This window comes from uncultured Mailhella sp., assembly GCF_944324995.1.
Taxonomy (GTDB): Bacteria; Desulfobacterota; Desulfovibrionia; order Desulfovibrionales; family Desulfovibrionaceae; genus Mailhella.
The window spans coordinates 1-18,336 of sequence record NZ_CALUYL010000026.1 but is presented as its reverse complement, the minus strand read 5'-3'; the positions used below and the strand labels follow the sequence as shown (position 1 = coordinate 18,336).

Annotated in this window: 15 protein-coding genes; 11 read left to right on the top strand and 4 right to left on the bottom strand. The window is 59.6% G+C overall.

From position 1 onward, the window contains the following. Position 1: 1 nt before the first annotated feature. Complete coding sequence (locus Q0K02_RS10230; RefSeq protein ID WP_294488355.1) at positions 2–865, top strand: glycosyltransferase; 864 nt, start codon at positions 2–4, stop codon at positions 863–865. 604 nt (positions 866–1,469) lie between these two features. Here Q0K02_RS10230 and Q0K02_RS10225 read toward each other — a convergent pair. The 3 genes from Q0K02_RS10225 to Q0K02_RS10215 all read right to left on the bottom strand — a co-directional run bounded on the left by Q0K02_RS10225 (position 1,470) and on the right by Q0K02_RS10215 (position 5,481). Then, complete coding sequence (locus Q0K02_RS10225; RefSeq protein WP_294488353.1) at positions 1,470–2,723, bottom strand: hypothetical protein; 1,254 nt, start codon at positions 2,721–2,723, stop codon at positions 1,470–1,472. A 62-nt stretch (positions 2,724–2,785) separates the two neighbouring features. Continuing rightward, positions 2,786–3,625, bottom strand: coding sequence for a hypothetical protein (locus Q0K02_RS10220; protein WP_294488351.1), 840 nt, complete (start codon positions 3,623–3,625; stop codon positions 2,786–2,788). A 1,118-nt stretch (positions 3,626–4,743) separates the two neighbouring features. Beyond that, complete coding sequence (locus Q0K02_RS10215) at positions 4,744–5,481, bottom strand: S24 family peptidase (protein ID WP_294488349.1); 738 nt, start codon at positions 5,479–5,481, stop codon at positions 4,744–4,746. Positions 5,482–6,231: 750 nt separating this feature from the next. Between Q0K02_RS10215 and Q0K02_RS10210 the strand changes: the two genes are divergently transcribed. From Q0K02_RS10210 to Q0K02_RS10200, 3 genes are all read left to right on the top strand, one after another. Continuing rightward, entirely contained in the window at positions 6,232–7,014 is a 783-nt protein-coding gene (locus Q0K02_RS10210) for a hypothetical protein (protein ID WP_294488346.1), read from the top strand. 20 nt (positions 7,015–7,034) lie between these two features. Further along, positions 7,035–7,610: a hypothetical protein gene (locus Q0K02_RS10205; protein WP_294488345.1), complete on the top strand. Its 576-nt coding sequence runs from the start codon at positions 7,035–7,037 to the stop codon at positions 7,608–7,610. 583 nt (positions 7,611–8,193) lie between these two features. Continuing rightward, positions 8,194–8,724, top strand: coding sequence for a hypothetical protein (locus tag Q0K02_RS10200; RefSeq protein WP_294488342.1), 531 nt, complete (start codon positions 8,194–8,196; stop codon positions 8,722–8,724). Here the strand turns inward: Q0K02_RS10200 and Q0K02_RS10195 are convergent. Beyond that, positions 8,703–8,873, bottom strand: coding sequence for a hypothetical protein (locus Q0K02_RS10195; RefSeq protein ID WP_294488340.1), 171 nt, complete (start codon positions 8,871–8,873; stop codon positions 8,703–8,705). The two genes, Q0K02_RS10200 and Q0K02_RS10195, sit on opposite strands and share 22 nt — an antisense overlap. A 336-nt stretch (positions 8,874–9,209) precedes the next feature. Here Q0K02_RS10195 and Q0K02_RS10190 point away from each other — a divergent pair, with 336 nt between their 5' ends. The 7 genes from Q0K02_RS10190 to mutS form a co-directional block, all read left to right on the top strand. After that, positions 9,210–9,740, top strand: a complete 531-nt coding sequence (locus Q0K02_RS10190) for a hypothetical protein (RefSeq protein ID WP_294488337.1) — start codon at positions 9,210–9,212, stop codon at positions 9,738–9,740. A gap of 233 nt (positions 9,741–9,973) precedes the next feature. Continuing rightward, entirely contained in the window at positions 9,974–10,612 is a 639-nt protein-coding gene (locus Q0K02_RS10185) for an outer membrane beta-barrel protein (protein WP_294488334.1), read from the top strand. Between the two features lie 545 nt (positions 10,613–11,157). After that, positions 11,158–11,988 (top strand): DNA adenine methylase, encoded by an 831-nt coding sequence (locus tag Q0K02_RS10180; protein ID WP_294488331.1) that lies wholly within the window; start codon positions 11,158–11,160, stop codon positions 11,986–11,988. Next, the gene (locus Q0K02_RS10175) at positions 11,981–13,297 is read left to right on the top strand and encodes a hypothetical protein (protein ID WP_294488330.1); all 1,317 of its coding nucleotides are present in this window, start codon (positions 11,981–11,983) and stop codon (positions 13,295–13,297) included. Before Q0K02_RS10180 ends, Q0K02_RS10175 begins: the two co-directional genes overlap by 8 nt. Before the next feature lie 447 nt (positions 13,298–13,744). Continuing rightward, the gene (locus Q0K02_RS10170) at positions 13,745–14,245 is read left to right on the top strand and encodes an HIT domain-containing protein (RefSeq protein WP_294488327.1); all 501 of its coding nucleotides are present in this window, start codon (positions 13,745–13,747) and stop codon (positions 14,243–14,245) included. A 39-nt stretch (positions 14,246–14,284) separates the two neighbouring features. Further along, a complete protein-coding gene (locus tag Q0K02_RS10165; RefSeq protein ID WP_294488324.1) occupies positions 14,285–14,719 on the top strand; it encodes a lipopolysaccharide assembly protein LapA domain-containing protein in 435 nt (144 codons plus the stop codon). 1,209 nt (positions 14,720–15,928) lie between these two features. After that, positions 15,929–18,336 (top strand): DNA mismatch repair protein MutS (gene mutS, locus Q0K02_RS10160; protein WP_294488321.1); only part of this gene is annotated, 2,408 nt, incomplete at its 3' end.

The following is an 18,336-nucleotide window of genomic DNA, read 5'->3' as shown; positions in this document are numbered from 1 at the left end:
CATGCCCCGCGTTTCCATACTCATGCCGGTGTACAACACTCGCCCGGAGCACCTTCGCGAAGCCATGGACAGCATGCTCGCGCAGACGTTCACGGATTTCGAGTTTCTCATTCTGAACGACTGTTCCACCGATCCGCAGGTGGAGGAGGTGGTGAAGTCGTACCATGACCCGCGCATCGTCTATGCCGTGAACGAGCGCAATCTCGGCATCTCCGGTTCGCGCAACCGTCTGCTCGACATGGCGCAGGGGGAATATATCGCCGTCATGGATCATGACGACATCTCGCTTCCTGAGCGTTTGGAAAAGGAGGTTGCCTTTCTGGACGAGCACCCGGATGTAGGACTGGTAGGCTGTCAGTTTTCCACAATCGGCGGTCGGAAGACGTCACAGCTGCCTCTGGACGACGTTTCCTTGAAAAAAAGTTTGATGATCCATTGCGGAGGCATGTGTCATCCGGCGTCCATGATTCGGCGGTCGGTGCTGATCGAGCACGGCATCCGCTATGAAGCCATATTCAGTCCGGCAGAGGATCATGCGCTGTTCTGCCGTATGATACCGTACACCTGTTTTGCCACGTTGCCCGAGGCGCTTTTCCAGTATCGGGCCTGGGAAGGAAACACTTCTCACAGTCAGGCGAAAAAAATGGAGTCTGCCAAGCAAGGAGTTCTTGCTTTTGCCCGTCGCGACAACCCCGAGCTCTGGGCCATGGCCCGGACCTATCTGGTGGATCGTCGCCGGTATCGCCTCTTCGGCATTCCGGTCATCACGCGCGTGCGCACGTGGCGGGAAACGCGCTGGCTGCTGTTTGAATGCATTCCCGTGTGGGGCGGCAAAGACAGGCTTCCCAAAATTCAGGGACTGTAATCGCCGAAAGCGGCGGGCGCGTTGTCGCGCGAGCCGTTCGGTGTTCCCGGTTGTTTTCGTCCGATTTTTCTCTCCAGAGCGATGTTTCCCCGGAAATCGTCGCCCTCAGTCGCCGCCAACGTCGCCCCGCCTACGGTGGCGTCATTGGACGCATTGCCCCGGTTCCCGTCGGTTGTGCCCGTTTTTACCGCACCGGGGCGAGGCCGCGGGCGTTGTCGCTCCAGTGAGTCCCGCAGTAGTGCCCTTGAGCCTTGTTGTTCTGTCACTCGTCCTGGTTCTGCGGCGTCACGCCGGATTTCCTTTCCCAAGACACTGCCCCGATTGCCGTCACGTTCAAGTTTCCGCCCGGCGAGGCCGCTTCCCGGCGGCGTCGCCCGAATCACAGTCGGGATGCTTCCTCCTCTGGATGCGCTGCGCGAGCATCTCCCTCCAGTTCTTCCGGCAGTGTTGGTGATGTCTGCCCCTGATGTCGTGGCGCAAGGCTTTCCCCGGGAGTTGCTCGCGAACGTCGCTGCGCAGGCCATCTTCCGACATCCCCCCCCGCAGCCCTCGAATCTTCTTTGTTCGGAAGCCGGGCGCAGACGCGCCCGGCGATGGTCAGCGTTTACGCGTAGGCCGGGCAGTCGCCGCGACGGAGGCAGCCGTGGCACTCCAGCGTGTCCACGTCGCGGCCGAGTTCCGGGCATCCGATGAGTTCCGGACGGTAGCGCAGCACGGGCGACGGCGTCGGCACTGCGGCGTTCGCCTCGGCTTCCGGGAGCGGTCTCTCGTCCCCGCCGGCGGCAGAGTCGGAGGCGTCGTCGGTGTGCTTCCCCTCCCGGTCTCCGTCCGGGGCCGTACCCTGCGGCTTGTCTTCGGGCTCCTGCTGTTCGTCTTCGCCGGAAATCTTCGCTTCCGCCGGGGCGGCGTCCGGCGTCGCGCCTGTCTGCGCGCCGTTTCCCTCTTCGTTGGCCGCAGGCGTGGCGCTGATCTCTGCCTCTTCATTTTTCCCCGCGGCGTTCTTTTCGTTTTCCGGTGCGGAGCGGCGTCGAGCCTTCTTTGCTGCCGCGGGCTCGTGTTCTTTTTCCGCTTTGGCAGCGACGGGACGCGCTTCGTCTTCACTGGGAGCCGCGGGCAGGGCGCTGGTCGCGTCGTCCGTGGCGCGGCGGGGTCTGCCGCGTTTCTTGGCGGAACCTGCGGGGGCAGCATCAACCTTCACTTCGCCTGCCACGTCATTGATACGCGCCTTGCGGGAAGTGCGCTTTTGCGACGGCGCTTCGTCTGGCGCTTCTTTGTTTTCGCAGCAGAGGTCGGGGGCTTCGGATGTCGGCGCGGCTTCGCACGGCGCGGGAGTTTCGCTTCCGGCCGCAGGATCGGGCGTGGTGTCGTCCGTGGGCGCGGCGCTCGGTTCCGAGAGCGTGGCGCGGCAGCGCTCCAGCGCTTCGGCCATGAGCGGCGCGGGCAGCACGTCGAGCAGCGCGGCCAGCAGAAAAGCGTTTTCCTCTCCGCCTGCACGGCGGGCGCGGAAACGGCGCACGGCCTGCACGTTGGTTTCCAGATCGCAGGCAAAGGCCTCCTGTTCGCAGATGTGCGCCTCGCAGGCGCGCTCGCGCAGACCGAAGGTCAGGTTGCCCCAGAGGCGCGCGGCGGTTTCGGCGAGCGTGAGAGTAGGGGCGTCGCAGCACAGGGCGAACACGGCAAAATGCGGATCCGAGCACAGAGACAGCAGGCGATGCCGCACCAGACGTTCATCGCGGGGCAGGGAGGCGGCGGCGAGCAGGGCGCTTCGGGATTCCGCCACGGCGCGGGCCTGCGCCGCGGAATACGGATGATGCCGGGGCAGATCCGAAACGTGGGAAAGATCGTGAAACGTAGTCATGACTGAGCTCCTTGAATGAGGTGACGATTGCGAAATTCGATGGAGGCTTGGCTGCCCGCAGCCTACGGAACGACGGAGAGCAGGCGGGCTCCCGCGCCATGCACGCCGACGGGCAGGATTTTGCGCCGGGCGGGCACATGGTGACAGGAGTAGAAATAGGGGCACCAGCGCGGGGAACATATCCAGCTTTCGGGCGGGGCAGGCGGAAAGATGCCTGCGTCGATGGCGTTCAGCATGAAGCGGAACGCGCGTATCACGGCGAGCAGGTCGCCCGGAGCGCGGGAGGTTTCGATACGCTGGAGGGCGGGCGTTCTGGAGCTGACGAGCACGTCGAAAACGAGGGAGGCGGGGGCGTCGCCTGTCCGTTGCCGGAGGGCTTCGCGGCGAAGCGCGGGATCGGGCGAGGCGTGGGCACGGTCGGGATTCCAGCGTTTGGAGGCGGTGGCGATGTGATGCGCCTCGCCGTTGCTGTTGAGGCAGTGAAGGTCCACGGCCACGGGCATGGGGAGGCCGAGGTCGAGCAGAACGCGTTCATCGGCGAGCACGGGATCGAGCCGGGGAGCGACTTCGGCGCGGAAGAGGGCGACGAGGGCGAGCGCGGCGTTTTTGGCATCGACGAGGGAGGCACGGACTGAGGACAGCTCTTCAGGCGCGACGTACACGCCTTCGGCTGCGCGACGGTTGAAGGCGTCGGCGGCAAGATCGGCGAGTTCTTCGGGTGCGGGGAAGGCGTCGGATTCGAGCTTGCGGCGCAGGGCGGCGAGGGCGACCTCGCGGACGGTGCGGCCGACGAGCACGGGAATCGCCGGGGGCGCGAAGTCTTCCTCAAGAAAGCGGCGACGCCACTGTTCGGCGCAGCGCTGGAACATGACGAGCTGGGACGCGGAAAGATGATCGGTCACGAGAAGCCTCCTTGACGGTTGAAAACGACGGACAAGGCGCGCGGAAGACGTGCTTGTTCCGGCGTCTGTGGAGAATTTATACAAATGCAGATTACAAGTCAATAAAAAAATCTACATTTGCAAATAGCATAAAAAAGAAATACCGCCGCGGGAGCGATTGGGGAAGCAATGGGGAAAAAAGGGGGATGAGAGGGTGCGAACGATGGGGAGGGGCGGAAAAGAGGGGATCAGGGCGTGGGGCGGCTGAGGGACGAGCGTGTTGCAAAAGGAGCGCGCGGCGGGAGTGAGGGCCGACGGGCGCGGCGGGGAATGGGACGTTCGGGCGGGAGTTGGTGAGAGGTGGAGGGAGGGAAGAGGCGGGGTGAGCGGGGGGGGCTGCGGGGAAGGCGGGACGGGATTGCCGCGGATGCGGAGAGCTCGGAAGCGGGGGCGAGCAGCCGAGGAGCGTGATGAAGAAGGGGAAAACGCAAGAAACGGGAACTGGGGGAACGCAGAAGGCACGGCGGGGCAACCGTTGGGAACGTGGGGGAGAAGGGGGGCGAGCCTCAATGCGGTGCAGTCGGCCCGGAACGGAATGCGGCGGACGATGGCGGAGCGTTGGAGGAAGGGAGGGGCGAAGCCGGGAATGGCGGATGCGTTGAAGGTCGAACCCGACGCCCCTTCCTCTGCCCGCTTTTCGGCATCCACTCCAGACAAAACAAGGGGGATCGGGGGAAATTATTTCCCCCGACGGGGCGTGGGGCGGAGCCCCGCATACCAAAACATCAGCCCGCGCGGCCAAACCGGCCCCGCGCTGCCCGGAATCGGGCGCTGCATCGGGAACCCGACGCCCCTTCCTCTGCCGCCTTTGGGCATCCACTCCAGACAAAACAAGGGGGTTCGGGGGAAATTATTTCCCCCGGCGGGGTGTGGGGCGGAGCCCCGCATACCAAACATCAGCCAGCGCCGTCAAAACGGCCCCGCGCTGCCCGGAAGCGGACGCTGCATCGGGAACCCGACGCCCCTTCTTCTGCCCGCCTTTCGGCATCTACTCCAGATAAAACAAGGGGGTTCGGGGGAAATTATTTCCCCCGGCGGGGCGTGGGGCGGAGCCCCGCATACCAAAACATCAGCCCGCGTTATTTCTGACTGACGTCGGACCAGGACCAGATGACGCGGCCGACGATGGATTTTTGCCAGTCGCCGTCGAAGTCGTCCATGAGGCTGAGGACGCGGGGCGGGTTGTCGGCGGCGTTGTCGGAATAGTAGGTGATCTGGTAATCGCCGTTGTGCTTGTCTTCGACGGAGACGCGTTTAATCATGCCGGAGCCGTCCTGAGGATCGAGGACGAGCATCATGCGTCCGGGGGTGAGAACGTTTCTGTCGTCCCTGTCGACGAGCACGATGTCGCCGGGATGGAGCACGGGCTCCATGGATGTGGAATTGGGGCCGATCTGGACGGCGAGGAGGTTGCGGCGGCGCATGACGGCGGGCTGATACTTGTACACGAGGAACCAGCTTTCGACCTTTTCCTGCGGAATGTAGCCGGGGCCTGCGCCGACTTCGCCCACGAGGGGAGCGGCCCAGTAGTCCTGGGCGTCCGGGGGCTGGATGTTCTTTCCGGCGGGAACGACTTCGGCGTCCACGAAGCAGACGGGGCGACCGGCTTCACGTTCCGGGGAAGTGAATGACACGCCGAGCTTTTCGAGGGCGGGCTCCATGGAACGGAGGGAGGGCACGCGGGTTTTCGACTTGAGCCAGGCGTACATGGTCTGATAGGGGATGTCGAAAAAGCGCGCGGCTTCACGCAGGTTGCCGTTGAAGTCGCGGGCAACCGCCTCTTCCAGAATGCTGAGAGCGGACTCGACGAGTTTCATGAAGACATCATACCGATTTTTTTTGCTTTTGCAAAATCTGCTTTTGTAAAACTTTTTACTTTACATTTATCTGCATTTGTAGATAAAACAGAAGCGTGGCCGAAATCGCGGCGCACGAAGGGCTGCGGAGCCTTTGCGAGCGGCTCGGCCTCGGCGGCCCCGCGCGGTGCGTATTCGGTGGCGGCCTGCGCGTGATGGGCCGCGGAAGTTGAACGCTGCGGAGGCGGCCTCGAAGGCGTCCGTGCCGGAGACGGTTCCCATCGCCCGCAGAGCGCGGAGCCGGGCGGCTGCATCGCCGGGCGATTCCCGGCGCTCTTTGCGGAGGCGTCGGTCTGCGGTGTCGCCCGCGGCGTCGGCCTTCCTCATTCAAGGCGTCCGCGGGGCTGCGGAAACATCCGCCGCAAACGCGCTCATGGTGGCAGCGGTTTCCTTGCTCGCGAAGAGCGGAACTGCGGAAATATCCGCAATCATCCTCGCAAGGGGCGGGCCGGGTCGGCCAGTCGGACTGTGCGCCGTCGATGCGCCCATTGCCTGAGAAGGGGCGGGCGCGTCAGATTCAACAACTGACGCCGTCGCCGCGAAGTCCGGACGCTGCGGAACCTGACGTGCCTCTTCGGGGCGTCGGGGTGAGGCGCATCAACGGCGGAACCTTTTTCACTCGCTGCGTCGGTCGAACGCGACGGCGATATCGGCGGCATCGGTCGCCCTGTCGTTCCGGACGGGAAGCGCCCGGATCAAGGAGTCGGAAACATGGCGGAATACAGAACCTTGCGCATGAGCTTCTGGAACGATCCTTACGTGGAGGAACTCGGCCCGGAAGGGCGGCTTTTATATCTGTACCTCATCACGTGTCCGCACACGAACAGTCTCGGGGTACTGGAAGTGTCCACGCGGCGCATGGCCTACGAAACGGGGCTGTCGCCGGAATCGGTGGACGCGCTGATTGCCGAGGCGGAGCGCGCGGGCAAGCTGGTGAAAGACGGCACGCTCTTGTGGCTGGTAAATTTTGTGAAGCATCAGGCCTCGACGTCGCCGCGGCTGGTGCAGTCTCTGCGGGGCTTGTGGAAGCGTTTGTCGTCGGCGCGCATCCGCCGGGCGGTTCGGGAACGGTATCCGGAGCTGTTCGGGCCGGGCACGGCGGATGTCGGGCCCGGGGAGGGGGTAGATACGGTGTCCGACCGTATGGAGGCCCTGTGCGGAGGGTCGATTAAAGAGGAAGAGGAACAGGAAAAAAGACCTCCCGGGGAAGGGGGATGTCGTCCGCCGACGGAAGCGGAGGTGCGCGCGTACTGCGAGTCGCGGAACAACGGGATTTCGGCCAGGGGATTTGTGGAATTTTACGCGTCGCGGGGCTGGAAGGCGGGGGGCTCGCCGATGCGTGACTGGCGGGCGGCGGTGCGCGCGTGGGAGGCGAAGCGGGGAATGCGCAGCGCGTCGCGGACGCAGGGGCGCGAGATGCGGAACGAGGAAGCGGCGCGGCGGGCGCTGGAACGGTTTGAAGGAGCGGCGACGTTTCGGGAGGGGCGGTCGTGAACAGGGATGCGGAAGAAAAAATGCGGTTGATACGGATGCTTGCCTCGAATTACAGCGCGGAGCTCGATGAGGATACCGCGACGTTGTGGCTGGTGCTGATGTCGGCGTACAGCGTGGAGGATTGTCGAAGTGCGGTGTTGTCGGTGGTGCGGGGCTGCGGATTTGAATCGGTGCGGTTTGGGAGTCTGCCGCCGTTTGCGCTGATTCAGCGGGAGCTCGACGCCCGGACGGGCACGGTGCGCGGGGAGAGGAATCTTGCGCTTCAGGCGGAAGCGGAATGGGGCAGACTGCTGGATCAAGTGCGTTCGTGCGGATTCTGGCGGACGCCGAAACTGCATCCGACGACGGAATTCGTGGTGCGGCAGCTCGGGGGATGGGAACGGGTGTGCCGCTGGAAGGAAGAGGATCTTTCCTGGAAGCGTCGGGAATTTCTGTCGGCGTGGCGGGAGGCGGCGGGGAGAGAGGATGTGCTGTCGCTGGGAGCGGAGGCCGTGGCCGGACTGGATCGCGGCCCGGTGCGTCTCACGACGTCGCTTTTGCGCCGCAGGCTGGACGGCGGAAAAAAGAAGGCGACGCCGGGGAAGGGGGAAACGTGAGTTCGGATGTCTGCCTCGGCTTCACGGGGAGCTCGGAGCGCGGCGCGGTGAGGGAAAGATTCGCGGGAAGGGCGGAGCTGTGCGCCTCGGGAGTTTTGGAAGCTCCAGAGCCTCGGGGACTTTTGGAGGGGGAATGCACGGGAGTCTCGGAGCGCGGCGCGGTGGGCGGAGAAATCAGAAGGGCGCGGCTCGGAGGCCGTGGCGCGATGCGCGGGGAAAGCGGGGGGGGAGGGCTTCGGAAATCCCGGGCGCTTCGGGAACCTCTGGAGCCTTGAGGAGTTTTGAGGAGCGGAGAGGCTGAGGCGTGAACGCGGGCGAGAGGATGTTTGACGCGTGAGAGACGGCGCAGCCTGGCCGGGGCAATCGACGAGCACGGGAGTCTCGGAGCGCGGAGCGGCGGAAGACCATCGCCCGCGGCAGGTTCCGGATGCCGGGGCTTGGCAGGCACGCGCTCCGGCTCGGCAGGCGTCGGTCGGAGGCCGGGCGGGCGGCGAAGCATGGCCGTGATTCGGAAGCCCGGCGGCCGGTTCGGATGGCGTCGGCAAACAGGGAGGGCGTTCCCTGTCATTAAAAGGAGAAAGACATGTTGAAAAAGTGTGCGTTTGAGGAATGCGGAAACTGGTTTGAATCGACCAATGCGCGGCGTCTGTTTTGCAGCGAACGCTGTCGGCGTCTGGGGCAGAATGCAACGCGTCGGGCGCTGCGCGCCGAGCTTCGGGACGCCAGAGATCATCTGCGTCCGATGGAAGATCCGTGGGCGCGGGGCCCCGCCGACGCCTCGGAAGCCGAAGACGTGTGGGCCAACGCGCTGCTCGACGCGCTGCCCGTCGGCGCGGAATCGCTGAACGTGGCGCAACTCTTCGGCGTTCGGGCGCGCGGTTCGTCGTCGCGCCCGGGAGCGGCGGCAGGAAGACATGTTTCTGCGCGTCCTGCGTCTCCGGTCGGAAGCGCTCCGCGCACGGCCTGTCGAAACGCGTCCGGGAGCCTTCGCCAGAACACGGCTTCCGCAAGCGGGGCGGCGGGCGCAGAGGCCGTCGGCTGTTCCGATCCGGCTCCGCGCATGGAGCCGCGCGCAACGCGTTCTGCGGAAGATCAGCTTTTTCCTTCGGCGTAGCCCTTGTGATACCCGGATTTCGTGTCGCTGATGGCGTTTTCCACCCCGGCCTTGGCGCGACCGGCGGTTTCTCCGATCCACGAACATCCGGCCGAAAAAGCCAGAGCGGCCAGCACGACCGCTGCAAGAATGCGCTGAACGGCTCGCATAATTCTCCTGCCTTGATTGCGGTTGTCGTTCCGGGAGCGCGGACGAAAGGCTGCCGGAAGGAAAGTCGATTCACGGTAAACGCAACGCCTTTTCGGGTCAAGACGCCGAGCCTCGCCGCGTCAGGGCCGCGAAGAAAAGCGTCCGCAGGGCGGCAGCCTCCGTCTTGCAGACCGGGCAGGCCGAAACAGCGTGTCTTGCGCAAAAGAAACATGACAGACGCCGGGGCGCTCGTCGGGCAGAAGCGTCAAAGCCCGTTCGGGCGTCCGGGCCGCTGCCGCCGGAAATACGCTGAGTCCGGGGCGCGGCGTCAACCAGCACAGCGAAAGGAGCTCAACATGACGGACAAATCTTTCAGGAAGGCGCATCGTTTTACGTCCCGCTGGGAAACGGGTTCCGGGGGCGGCCCCGGTTTCGCCGGAAAGGGGCGCAGCTTCCTTTTGCTCGGCGAACGCGGCGTCGGCGTGAGCGGGCACGAAGGCCGCTTCGGCGTGCGCATTGATCCGCGTTCGGCGTCGCGATCCGCGGGAGAGGTGCGCCGCGCCTTCGGCAATCTGCTGCGCCTCGACGACGTGCCGCCGCGCTGCGCCATGGTGCTCTACGACACCGCCGTGGGCATGGGCCCGGAATACGCCGCGGCCGCCGCCCGGCAGGCCCTGGGCTTCCCGCCCCGATTCGCCTGGAACGAACGCCTGCGTTCCGCCTTCCGGCACTGCAACGACGCGCACACCGCCGCCGCCATCTGTCACCTGCGCCGTGGGCGCTACTGCGAACTCGTCCGCCGCAATCCCGATCTCGGCGGACAGCTCCGCGGCTGGCTCGGCCGCGTGGACGCCCTGGAATGCGCCGTGACCGATCCGCCTTCCTGACGCCATCGGGCAGACGTTTGCCCCTTGGGCTCCCGCGGACGCCTGCCCGACCTCCCGTTCGTTCCCGGTGCCTGCCGGCATCCCGCGCCGCGGCAAATTCTTCCCCAAAATGCTCCGAAAACCTCGGCAATCCCTTGTGTTGTTGACTTAACCGGCGCGGTTCTCTATCCAGAGAAATATACGCTCTTTTTTCGGCGGGCGCGCCCGTCTTGCTCATGACAAGGAGAATACTCATGAAGAAGTTTTGTCTTGCCGCCGTTCTCGCGCTGCTGATGGCTCTGCCCTGCGCAGCCAGAGCCGCAGATTCCGGCATCTACGTCGTTCCCAAGTTTGTTGCGGGCTTCCAGAGCACCGACTGGAACGTGAGCACGCCCGGCGGCTCCGGCTCCAAGGACAGCACCCGCGGCATCGCCGGATTCTCCATCGCCGGCGGCTACGACTTCAGCGTGCTCTACGGCGCTCCCCTGCGCGCCGAAATCGAATACGGCTACAACAGCCGCATCGATAAAAGCGTTCCTTTCGGCGAGGCGGAATCCAGACTCCAGACCCTTATGGTCAACGGCTACTGGGACATCACCAACATCATGGACTTCACCCCCTACGTGGGCGCAGGCGTCGGCCTCCTCTTCGCCAATACCCGCGGCAGCGCCGATGTGAACGGCCAGCACTTCGGCTCCTCCGATACCGATATTAAGCTCGCCGCACAGGTCGGCCTCGGCTGCTCCTACTTCTTTACCCCCAATATCTCCGCCGACCTCGGCTACCGCTACCTCTTCAGCGGCGACAGCGAAACCGGCTACAACGGCTACAGCCTCCGCGCCGAATCCCTCAGCATGCATCAGTTCTCCCTCGGCCTGAGAGTTACGTTCTAAGAAGAGAGGAGGGGGAGAGATTTGCGGGGGCAGGGGGAACCCCTTTTGAAAAAGGGCTTTCCCCCTGCCCCCGCACCCCCATCCCCTTTCCTAAAACTTTTATTTTGAGGGGCCGAAGGGCAGGGGAGATCGACGCCCCGATCTTTCAGTCGAGGCGCTCTCGTCGCCCAGTCCTTCCCCCTTCGTTTTCCGACCGCTTTGTCACCGTTTCGCGGAAAGCGGTTTTTTGTTGTCCGAAGGGGCGTTCGGAAAAGGTGTGCCGGTTGCCGGAAGAGGAGGAGAGATTTGCGGGGAAAGAGGGAATCCCTTTTAAAATTAATAGTAACTGTTTGAGGCAACAGAATATCCATTTGGGTGTGGTCTTTTTAAACTACAATCAAATGTTCTTTATAAAAAACGGTTAACTGATTTACCAAAGTAAAGAAAAGTAAAAAAATGATAAATTAATTAAAAATTAAATAAATCAATTTTAAAAGAAAATATTCCTTGAGCTTTTGTAGAACTTCCCGTATGACGATAGCAGTTTTGTTTTAAGGGAGGAGCCGATGTCCAAAAATATGCTAGTAGCGCCTATTCTGAAATGGGTTGGCGGTAAGCGTCAACTTTTAAACGATATTCTCCCCCTAATTCAATCTAAGGGAACTTACATAGAGCCTTTTCTTGGTGGTGGTGCTGTATTATTCGCTCATCAACCTAAGAAAGCTATTGTAAATGATTATAATTCTGAATTAATGAATGTTTATCAAGTTGTAAAATCTTACCCTGAACAATTAATTCAAATATTACAAGTTCATTATGCTAACAACTCAGAAGAATATTACTATAGTATACGAGAGCTTGATAGAGATGAACAGTATAAAAATATTTCTTTGATTGAAAAAGCTGCAAGAATAATATATTTAAATAAAACTTGTTATAATGGTTTATATAGAGTAAATTCATCTGGATATTTCAATTCTCCATATGGAAAATATAAAAATCCAAATATTGTAAATGCACCAGTAATTAGAGCAATGTCAAAATACTTTAATGATAATGATATTACATTATTACAAGGTGATTATAAAGAAGTATTAAAAAAAGTAAAAAAAGGAAGTTTCGTTTATCTTGATCCACCATATATGCCGCTCTCTAGATCGGCAAATTTTACTGGATATACAGAAAATGGATTTGGATATAAAGAACAAGAAGAGTTAAAACAGGAATGCGATAGACTAAGAGAAAAAGGTATTCGATTTGTCCAATCTAACTCTGATTGTTTGGAAATTCGTGAACTTTACAAAGATTATACAATTAAAACTGTACAAGCAAAAAGAGTTATTAATAGTAATTCCGCAAAGCGTGGAGAAATCAACGAGGTATTGATATATGCCTGATGAAACTTCTAGGAGAATGTCTACAGAAGAAGCATGGAATACTTTATTAATGAGGTATAATATTATTCAAGAAGTAAGACAGAATGGTATATTTAACATTACATCTGCTCAAATCAATGAATATAAAGAAGCAAGATTAATGGCAAAATGGGATAGTTCAGAAAGCTTACCAAATGCTTTAAAGTCGAATAAACTGAATATTCTCCCTGATAGTAGAAGTTCTTATGTTATCAGTGACTTCATATTGTATAAAGAATTTCCTGAATTAACAGAAAAAGTTGAGCAAATGACTCAAGTTCAACTTGAAAATTATGAGACTATAAATATTAATAACATAACTTCAGAAACAAGTGCAATTAATATCCTTGTTCTATCTGGAATACTAGATGACTTTCTTGAAGCATCCGATACCGTAGCGACTTTTAATGGTCGTATGGGAACAGGATGCTTTAATTTTGAGGTAGATAGTTATAGCAATATAAAACGTAGAATCAGCGTAAATAATGCTCAGTGTGAAATAGACGGTGGTTTTGAAAATAGTACAGAAGTTATTATTCTTGAAGCAAAGAATGTATTACATAAAGATTTTCATATAAGACAGTTGTATTATCCATATAGATTATGGAGCGCTAAAGTTAGAAAACCAATACGATTGATATTTTCTGTATACTCAAATATGATATATCGTTTATTTGAGTATAAGTTTAATCATCTTGAAGATTACTCTTCCATTGAGTTGGTACGAACTAAAAATTACTCATTACAGGATATCCATATTTCTTTAGAAGATTTAATAGAAGTTAGGCTGAATACCATCGTTACTAAAAGTGATAATATAAGCGAAAGTAGTACTCCATTTATTCAGGCTGACTCTGTAAGTCGTCTTATTTCTTTATTGGAAAATATGGAAAATAATCCAATGACTGCAGAACAAATAATAGTATTGATGAATTTTGTGGAACGGCAATATAATTACTATGTAAATGCTGGTATTTATCTTGGTATTTTTGAAAGAAAAATAGAAAATAGAACAATAGTATTAAGTGATATTGGAATATTATTATGTAGTATGACATATAAAGAACGGCAGTTAAAATTAGTTAGTTTAATACTAGAACATCAAATATTTTCATATTTTTTTGATTATATAATTAATAATGATGGTAACTTGCCAACTAAAGAATATGTATGTGAAAAAATGCGAGAATTAAATGTTTGTGGAACAAATACATCTACAATAGAAAGGCGTTCAAGCTCAGTTATTAGTTGGTTGAAGTGGATATTTAATTTACCTAATATTGCTGAGTGATTAAATAAGAATAGTGGACTTCAAAATTACAATACTTTTTTGAATAGTCATTTGTAAATTATTTCACGCATGACGACGTGTCGTGCGCTATTCTCTGAATAGCAAAGTTCTCCAGTATCCAATTATGCTGTTTGAATCTTTGGGCTAGCAAAATCCACAGTCCCGCCCCGCCGATGGCGAAGCCGTCGGCGGAAACAGGGGGGCGCGGGGGGAATTATTTCCCCCGCATGCCTTTCCTGTCTTTTCTGCCTTTCTTGTCTTTCCTCTCTTCCTGCCTTTTCTGCCTTTCTGTCTTCATAGGAGAGGGGAGGGGGTTGCCTGTTGACGGGGTTATGTTTTAGTACGGGGGTTCTGGAACATTTTTTTGCATTCCGTCGGGCATGATTGAGTGAGGGCACTTGCCCGTGCGGTAGTGCTGTGCTAGTGTGTCAAAAGGAGATGACCTTTATGAAAAATCTGTGGGCTCCCTGGAGAATGCAGTATATTCTCGGGCCGAAGTGTCATGATGGGTGTGTACTTTGCGCGCCGGAGGATCCGGCGTTGGATGAAGAACGGCTTATCGTGTATCGGAGCGGTCATGTATTTGTGATGCTGAACCGTTATCCGTACGCCTCGGGTCATCTGATGGTGATACCGTATCGTCATGTCAGCGACATCACGGAGCTTTCTGCGGAGGAGGCTGCCGATCTGATGGCGGTGACGCAGCTGAGCTGTCGCGTATTGCGGGAGCTGAGTCATCCTCAGGGCATCAACGTGGGGTTGAATCTTGGGGAAGCCGCGGGAGCGGGCATAGGCATGCACATGCACATGCATGTCGTTCCCCGCTGGAGCGGCGACTCGAACTTCATGGCTGTGCTTGACGATGTACGAGTCATCCCTGAAGCTCTTGTGGAAACCCGTCGACGCATGGCGCCGGTATTTGCCAGGCTGGCGGGGCAATCTGCCTGAACCTTTTTTCCGCGTGTGCTGCTGCGATAAGGAGACGTCATGCGCTATATCAAAGTTTTTCTGCTGGTTTTGCTGTTCTTCGTGGTCATGATGCTCTTTGTGCAGAACCAGCCGTTGTTCTCCGACGCGGTTTCGCTGAAGGTGGATCCGATGTTTGCGCCGGCGATCACCACGGCGCCGATTCCGCGTTATGCGCTGCTGCTCATCAGCTTTGCGCTGGGCGCGGCGGTGGTGCTGCTCATGCTGATCTGGGACAGGCTGGCTCTTTCGGGTCGTGCGTCTGCGGCTCGTCGTCGTGCGACGTCGCTGCAGAAGCGTCTTGACAAGATGACGGCGGAAAAGCAGAAGCTGGAAGCCTCTCTTCAGGAAGCGGAAGCGAAGCTGAAGGAAGCGGCGGCGAATCTGAAGGACGCCGAAGCCCGCGCCAAGGAAGCGGAAGCCCGGGCCGAAGCTGCGCAGAACGCGGCTGAATAACAGTCAGGCAGGCGCACGGAACAGGATTGTTTCGTGCGCTTTTTTTCCCTGCGCGTTTTTTGCGGACGCTGACGGCTACGGCTTGACGCGGCCGCGGATTCGGGGCAGGGTGTTGCGCTTTCGGAAAATCCGGGGCAGGGAATGATGCTCCGGTGTTTTGGGAGCGGTTTGGACTTCTTCCGGGGCGTCCTCGGGCTGCGGTTCTTCTGGTCTGCTGCCCCGGCCTCGGCGTCTCGGAGAGGCGTTTCGGGAACCTGAATCAACGCGGAGGCTCTCGGCGTCAGCGCCTTGAAACACAGCCCCCGGTCGCCCCGGGTGGCCGGGAGCGCTGGGGGTTCGGGCGCTGTTTCCCGCGGTCTGCGGGGACGGGATACGGAGAGGGCGGAACTTTTCGCCGAACGGCTTTCGGGCCGGTGGCGGCGGAGTTTTCGGCAGCCGCATCCCGAATGCTTCGGGCCTCGGCAAAACGTCCTTCGGGACCAAATTTCCTGGCGTCGACCTCCCCGGGCCGAGCAGATCGTCCTCGGGCGTTCATCCCGGCTTTCCGTGGAACAGGCCCGGCCATGTACCCCCGGCGTCGGCTGTTCCGGCCTGAGCCCCGACCCCGCCCCTCGGGCGTGCGTCCCGGTTCCCTCGGAACAGGGAAGGCCCCGCGCGTCGGCATTACCGGAGCCGCAGCGCCGGTCGCCGAGCCTGGCGGCACTTGCCGCCCCCGGGCCCCGGCCCCGCGGCACGGGCAGGCCCCCGGCGTCGGTGCCTTGAAACACTGCCCCGGTCGCCCTCGGGCGGCCTGAACTCGGAGCCCCGCGCGCCGAAGTAAATTTCCGGGCGTCGGCCTTCCCCCGGCCTTCGGGGCAGCTCCCGGCCCGAGCCTCCGGCGTGTGTCCTCGGCCCCCGTCCGACTCGCGGCAGACACCCGCGCGACAGCGCCTCGGAGCTTCGGGCGTCGGCAAAACGTCCTTCGGGACCGAATTTCCGGGCGTCGGCCTCTCGGGCCGCCCCTCGGGCCTGAGCCCCGGCTCACGTCTCCGGCGTCGGCCGTTCCCGGGTTCCCCTGGGACAGGCCGCGGGCCCCGGCTTGTGCCCCCGGCCCGGTCGCCACGGCCCTCGTTCGGAACCGCTCCCCGCATCCGCGGTCGGAGCGCAGATCGGCGCGCATTCCCGGCCCGCGCCCCCATTGACCCGCGCCGGGCCTTCGTCGAGAACACCATGAGCGACACTGCACCGAAACTTACGCCCATGTATCGGCAATACCTGGAAATCAAAAAGGATTATCCCGATACGCTGCTCTTTTACCGCATGGGCGACTTCTACGAACTTTTCTTTGAAGACGCCGAAATAGCCTCGCGCGAACTTCAACTCGCCCTCACAAGCCGCAGTCGCGACGAGGGCGGCGTGCCCATGTGCGGCGTGCCCTGGCACGCGGCGGAAAACTACATCAGCGTGCTTGTGCGCAAGGGCTACAAAATCGCCCTCTGCGATCAGATGGAAGATCCCAGGCAGGCGCGCGGTCTGGTCAAGCGGGCCGTCACCCGCGTCATGACCAGCGGCACCGCCCTCGAAGACGCCAACCTCGAAGCCAAGGCCCACACCTATCTCGGCGCGCTGTTTTGGAACGCCTCGCGCGGCGCGGGCGGCTTTGCCTGGCTCGACGTGTCCACCGGCGCATGGACCGGCATTCAGTCCTCGCGCGAGGAGGAGCTCAAGCAGTGGGCCCTCAAAATGGCTCCACGCGAGCTGCTCATGCCCGACAAGGGCGACATTCCCCTTTCGCTGAACTCCCTGCCCGGCATGCAGGTGGTGCGGGTTCCGGTGCGCAGTCATTTCGAGCTCGAAGGCGCGCGCGAACGCGTGCTCGCCGCCCAGCACGTGCAGGAAGAAGCCGCCCTCGGTCTGGAAAAAAGTCCCGAACTCATGCAGGCCTGCGGCGCGCTCGTGGCCTATCTTGAGCAGATGCAGAAACGCGATCCGGCGCAGCTTGCGCCGTTCCGTCCGCTGGACAAGGGCCGCTATCTCATTCTCGACGAAATTACCGAACGCAATCTCGAACTCTTCTGCCGCATGGACAGCAAACGCGGCGCCGGCACGCTCTGGGCCGTCATGGACAACACCCGCACCCCCATGGGCGGCCGCCTGCTCGAAGAACGCATGCGCTGCCCCTGGCGTCGGCTGGAACCCATCGTCGAAACGCAGGACGTGGTGGAATTCTTCTGGAAGCGCGCCGACGTGCGCCGCGCCCTGCGCGACGCCCTCGAAAACGTGTACGACATCGAACGGCTGTCCACGCGCATTTCGCTCAACCGCTGCCAGCCGCGCGACCTTGCGGCCCTGCGCGAAAGTCTGAGCTGCCTGCCCGCGGTGCGCGCGGCGCTGGCGCTCCCGGAACAGGGGCTCTCCACCGACGACGACCGCCGCGGCGTGCTCCTGCCCGCAGCGCTTCAGCGCCTGCTGAAGAAATGGGACATGCTCGAAGACATCACCGATCTGCTCACCAAGGCCCTGCGCGACGATCTGCCCCCTCAGATCACCGAAGGCGGCCTGTTCCGTCAGGGCTACGATCCCGCCCTCGACGAACTGCTCGATCTCGTGGAGCACGGTGAAGGACGTCTTCAGGATCTTCTGCGCGAAGAGCAGGAAAAGAACAACATGCCCAAGCTCAAGCTGGGCTACAATCACGTGTTCGGCTACTACTTCGAGCTTTCGCGCGCGCAGCAGGCCGAGATTCCCGAGTATTTTCAGCGTCGGCAGAGCCTTGCCAACAGCGAGCGCTTCACCACGCCCGCCCTGCGCGAACTTGAGGAAAAAATGCTCACCGCCGCCGAACGGCGCAAGAGTCTGGAATACGCGCTTTATCAGAAGCTGCGCGAAAAGGTGGCGGCCTCCCGCCCCAGACTCGTGGGCATGGCCGCGCGCCTCTCGTGGCTCGACTACTGGCAGTCGCTCGCCGAAGGCGCGGAGCGCAACGGCTGGACAAGACCCGAACTCGACGAAAGTCAGGAAATCGTCATTCGTCAGGGGCGGCATCCGGTGGTGGAAGCCGTCACGGGTCGGGCGTCGTTCATTCCCAACGATCTTTCCATGGACGCGAGTCGGCATCTGGTGCTCATCACGGGGCCGAACATGGCGGGCAAGTCCACGGTGCTGCGGCAGACGGCCATCATTGCGATCATGGCGCAGATGGGCTCGTTCGTGCCCGCGGCGCAGGCGCGCATCGGTCTGGTGGACCGCATTTTCTCGCGCGTGGGCGCGTCGGACAATCTGGCGCAGGGGCAGAGCACGTTCATGGTGGAAATGATGGAGACCGCGCGCATTCTGCGTCAGGCGGACAAGCGCAGTCTGGTCATTCTCGACGAAATCGGACGCGGCACGAGCACCTTCGACGGTCTGGCGCTGGCCTGGGCCGTGGTGGAGGAACTCGCGCGGCGGGCAGGGGGGAGCATCCGCACGCTCTTTGCCACGCATTACCATGAACTCACGTCGCTCGCGGGCGCGCTGCCCGGCGTGTGCAACATGAACATTGCCGTGCGTGAATGGAACGGCGACATCGTGTTTTTGCGCAGACTCATTCCCGGCCCTGCCGATCGCAGCTACGGCATTGAAGTGGCGCGTCTTGCGGG

Coding starts and splice junctions, on each gene's coding strand:
- Q0K02_RS10230 (WP_294488355.1), top strand. CDS start 2: ATGCCCCGCGTTTCCATACTCATGCCGGTGTACAACACTCGCCCGGAG.
- Q0K02_RS10225 (WP_294488353.1), bottom strand. CDS start 2,723: ATGACTACGTTTCACGATCTTTCCCACGTTTCGGATCTGCCCCGGCAT.
- Q0K02_RS10215 (WP_294488349.1), bottom strand. CDS start 5,481: ATGAAACTCGTCGAGTCCGCTCTCAGCATTCTGGAAGAGGCGGTTGCC.
- Q0K02_RS10210 (WP_294488346.1), top strand. CDS start 6,232: ATGGCGGAATACAGAACCTTGCGCATGAGCTTCTGGAACGATCCTTAC.
- Q0K02_RS10205 (WP_294488345.1), top strand. CDS start 7,035: ATGCGGTTGATACGGATGCTTGCCTCGAATTACAGCGCGGAGCTCGAT.
- Q0K02_RS10200 (WP_294488342.1), top strand. CDS start 8,194: ATGTTGAAAAAGTGTGCGTTTGAGGAATGCGGAAACTGGTTTGAATCG.
- Q0K02_RS10195 (WP_294488340.1), bottom strand. CDS start 8,873: ATGCGAGCCGTTCAGCGCATTCTTGCAGCGGTCGTGCTGGCCGCTCTG.
- Q0K02_RS10190 (WP_294488337.1), top strand. CDS start 9,210: ATGACGGACAAATCTTTCAGGAAGGCGCATCGTTTTACGTCCCGCTGG.
- Q0K02_RS10185 (WP_294488334.1), top strand. CDS start 9,974: ATGAAGAAGTTTTGTCTTGCCGCCGTTCTCGCGCTGCTGATGGCTCTG.
- Q0K02_RS10180 (WP_294488331.1), top strand. CDS start 11,158: ATGTCCAAAAATATGCTAGTAGCGCCTATTCTGAAATGGGTTGGCGGT.
- Q0K02_RS10175 (WP_294488330.1), top strand. CDS start 11,981: ATGCCTGATGAAACTTCTAGGAGAATGTCTACAGAAGAAGCATGGAAT.
- Q0K02_RS10170 (WP_294488327.1), top strand. CDS start 13,745: ATGAAAAATCTGTGGGCTCCCTGGAGAATGCAGTATATTCTCGGGCCG.
- Q0K02_RS10165 (WP_294488324.1), top strand. CDS start 14,285: ATGCGCTATATCAAAGTTTTTCTGCTGGTTTTGCTGTTCTTCGTGGTC.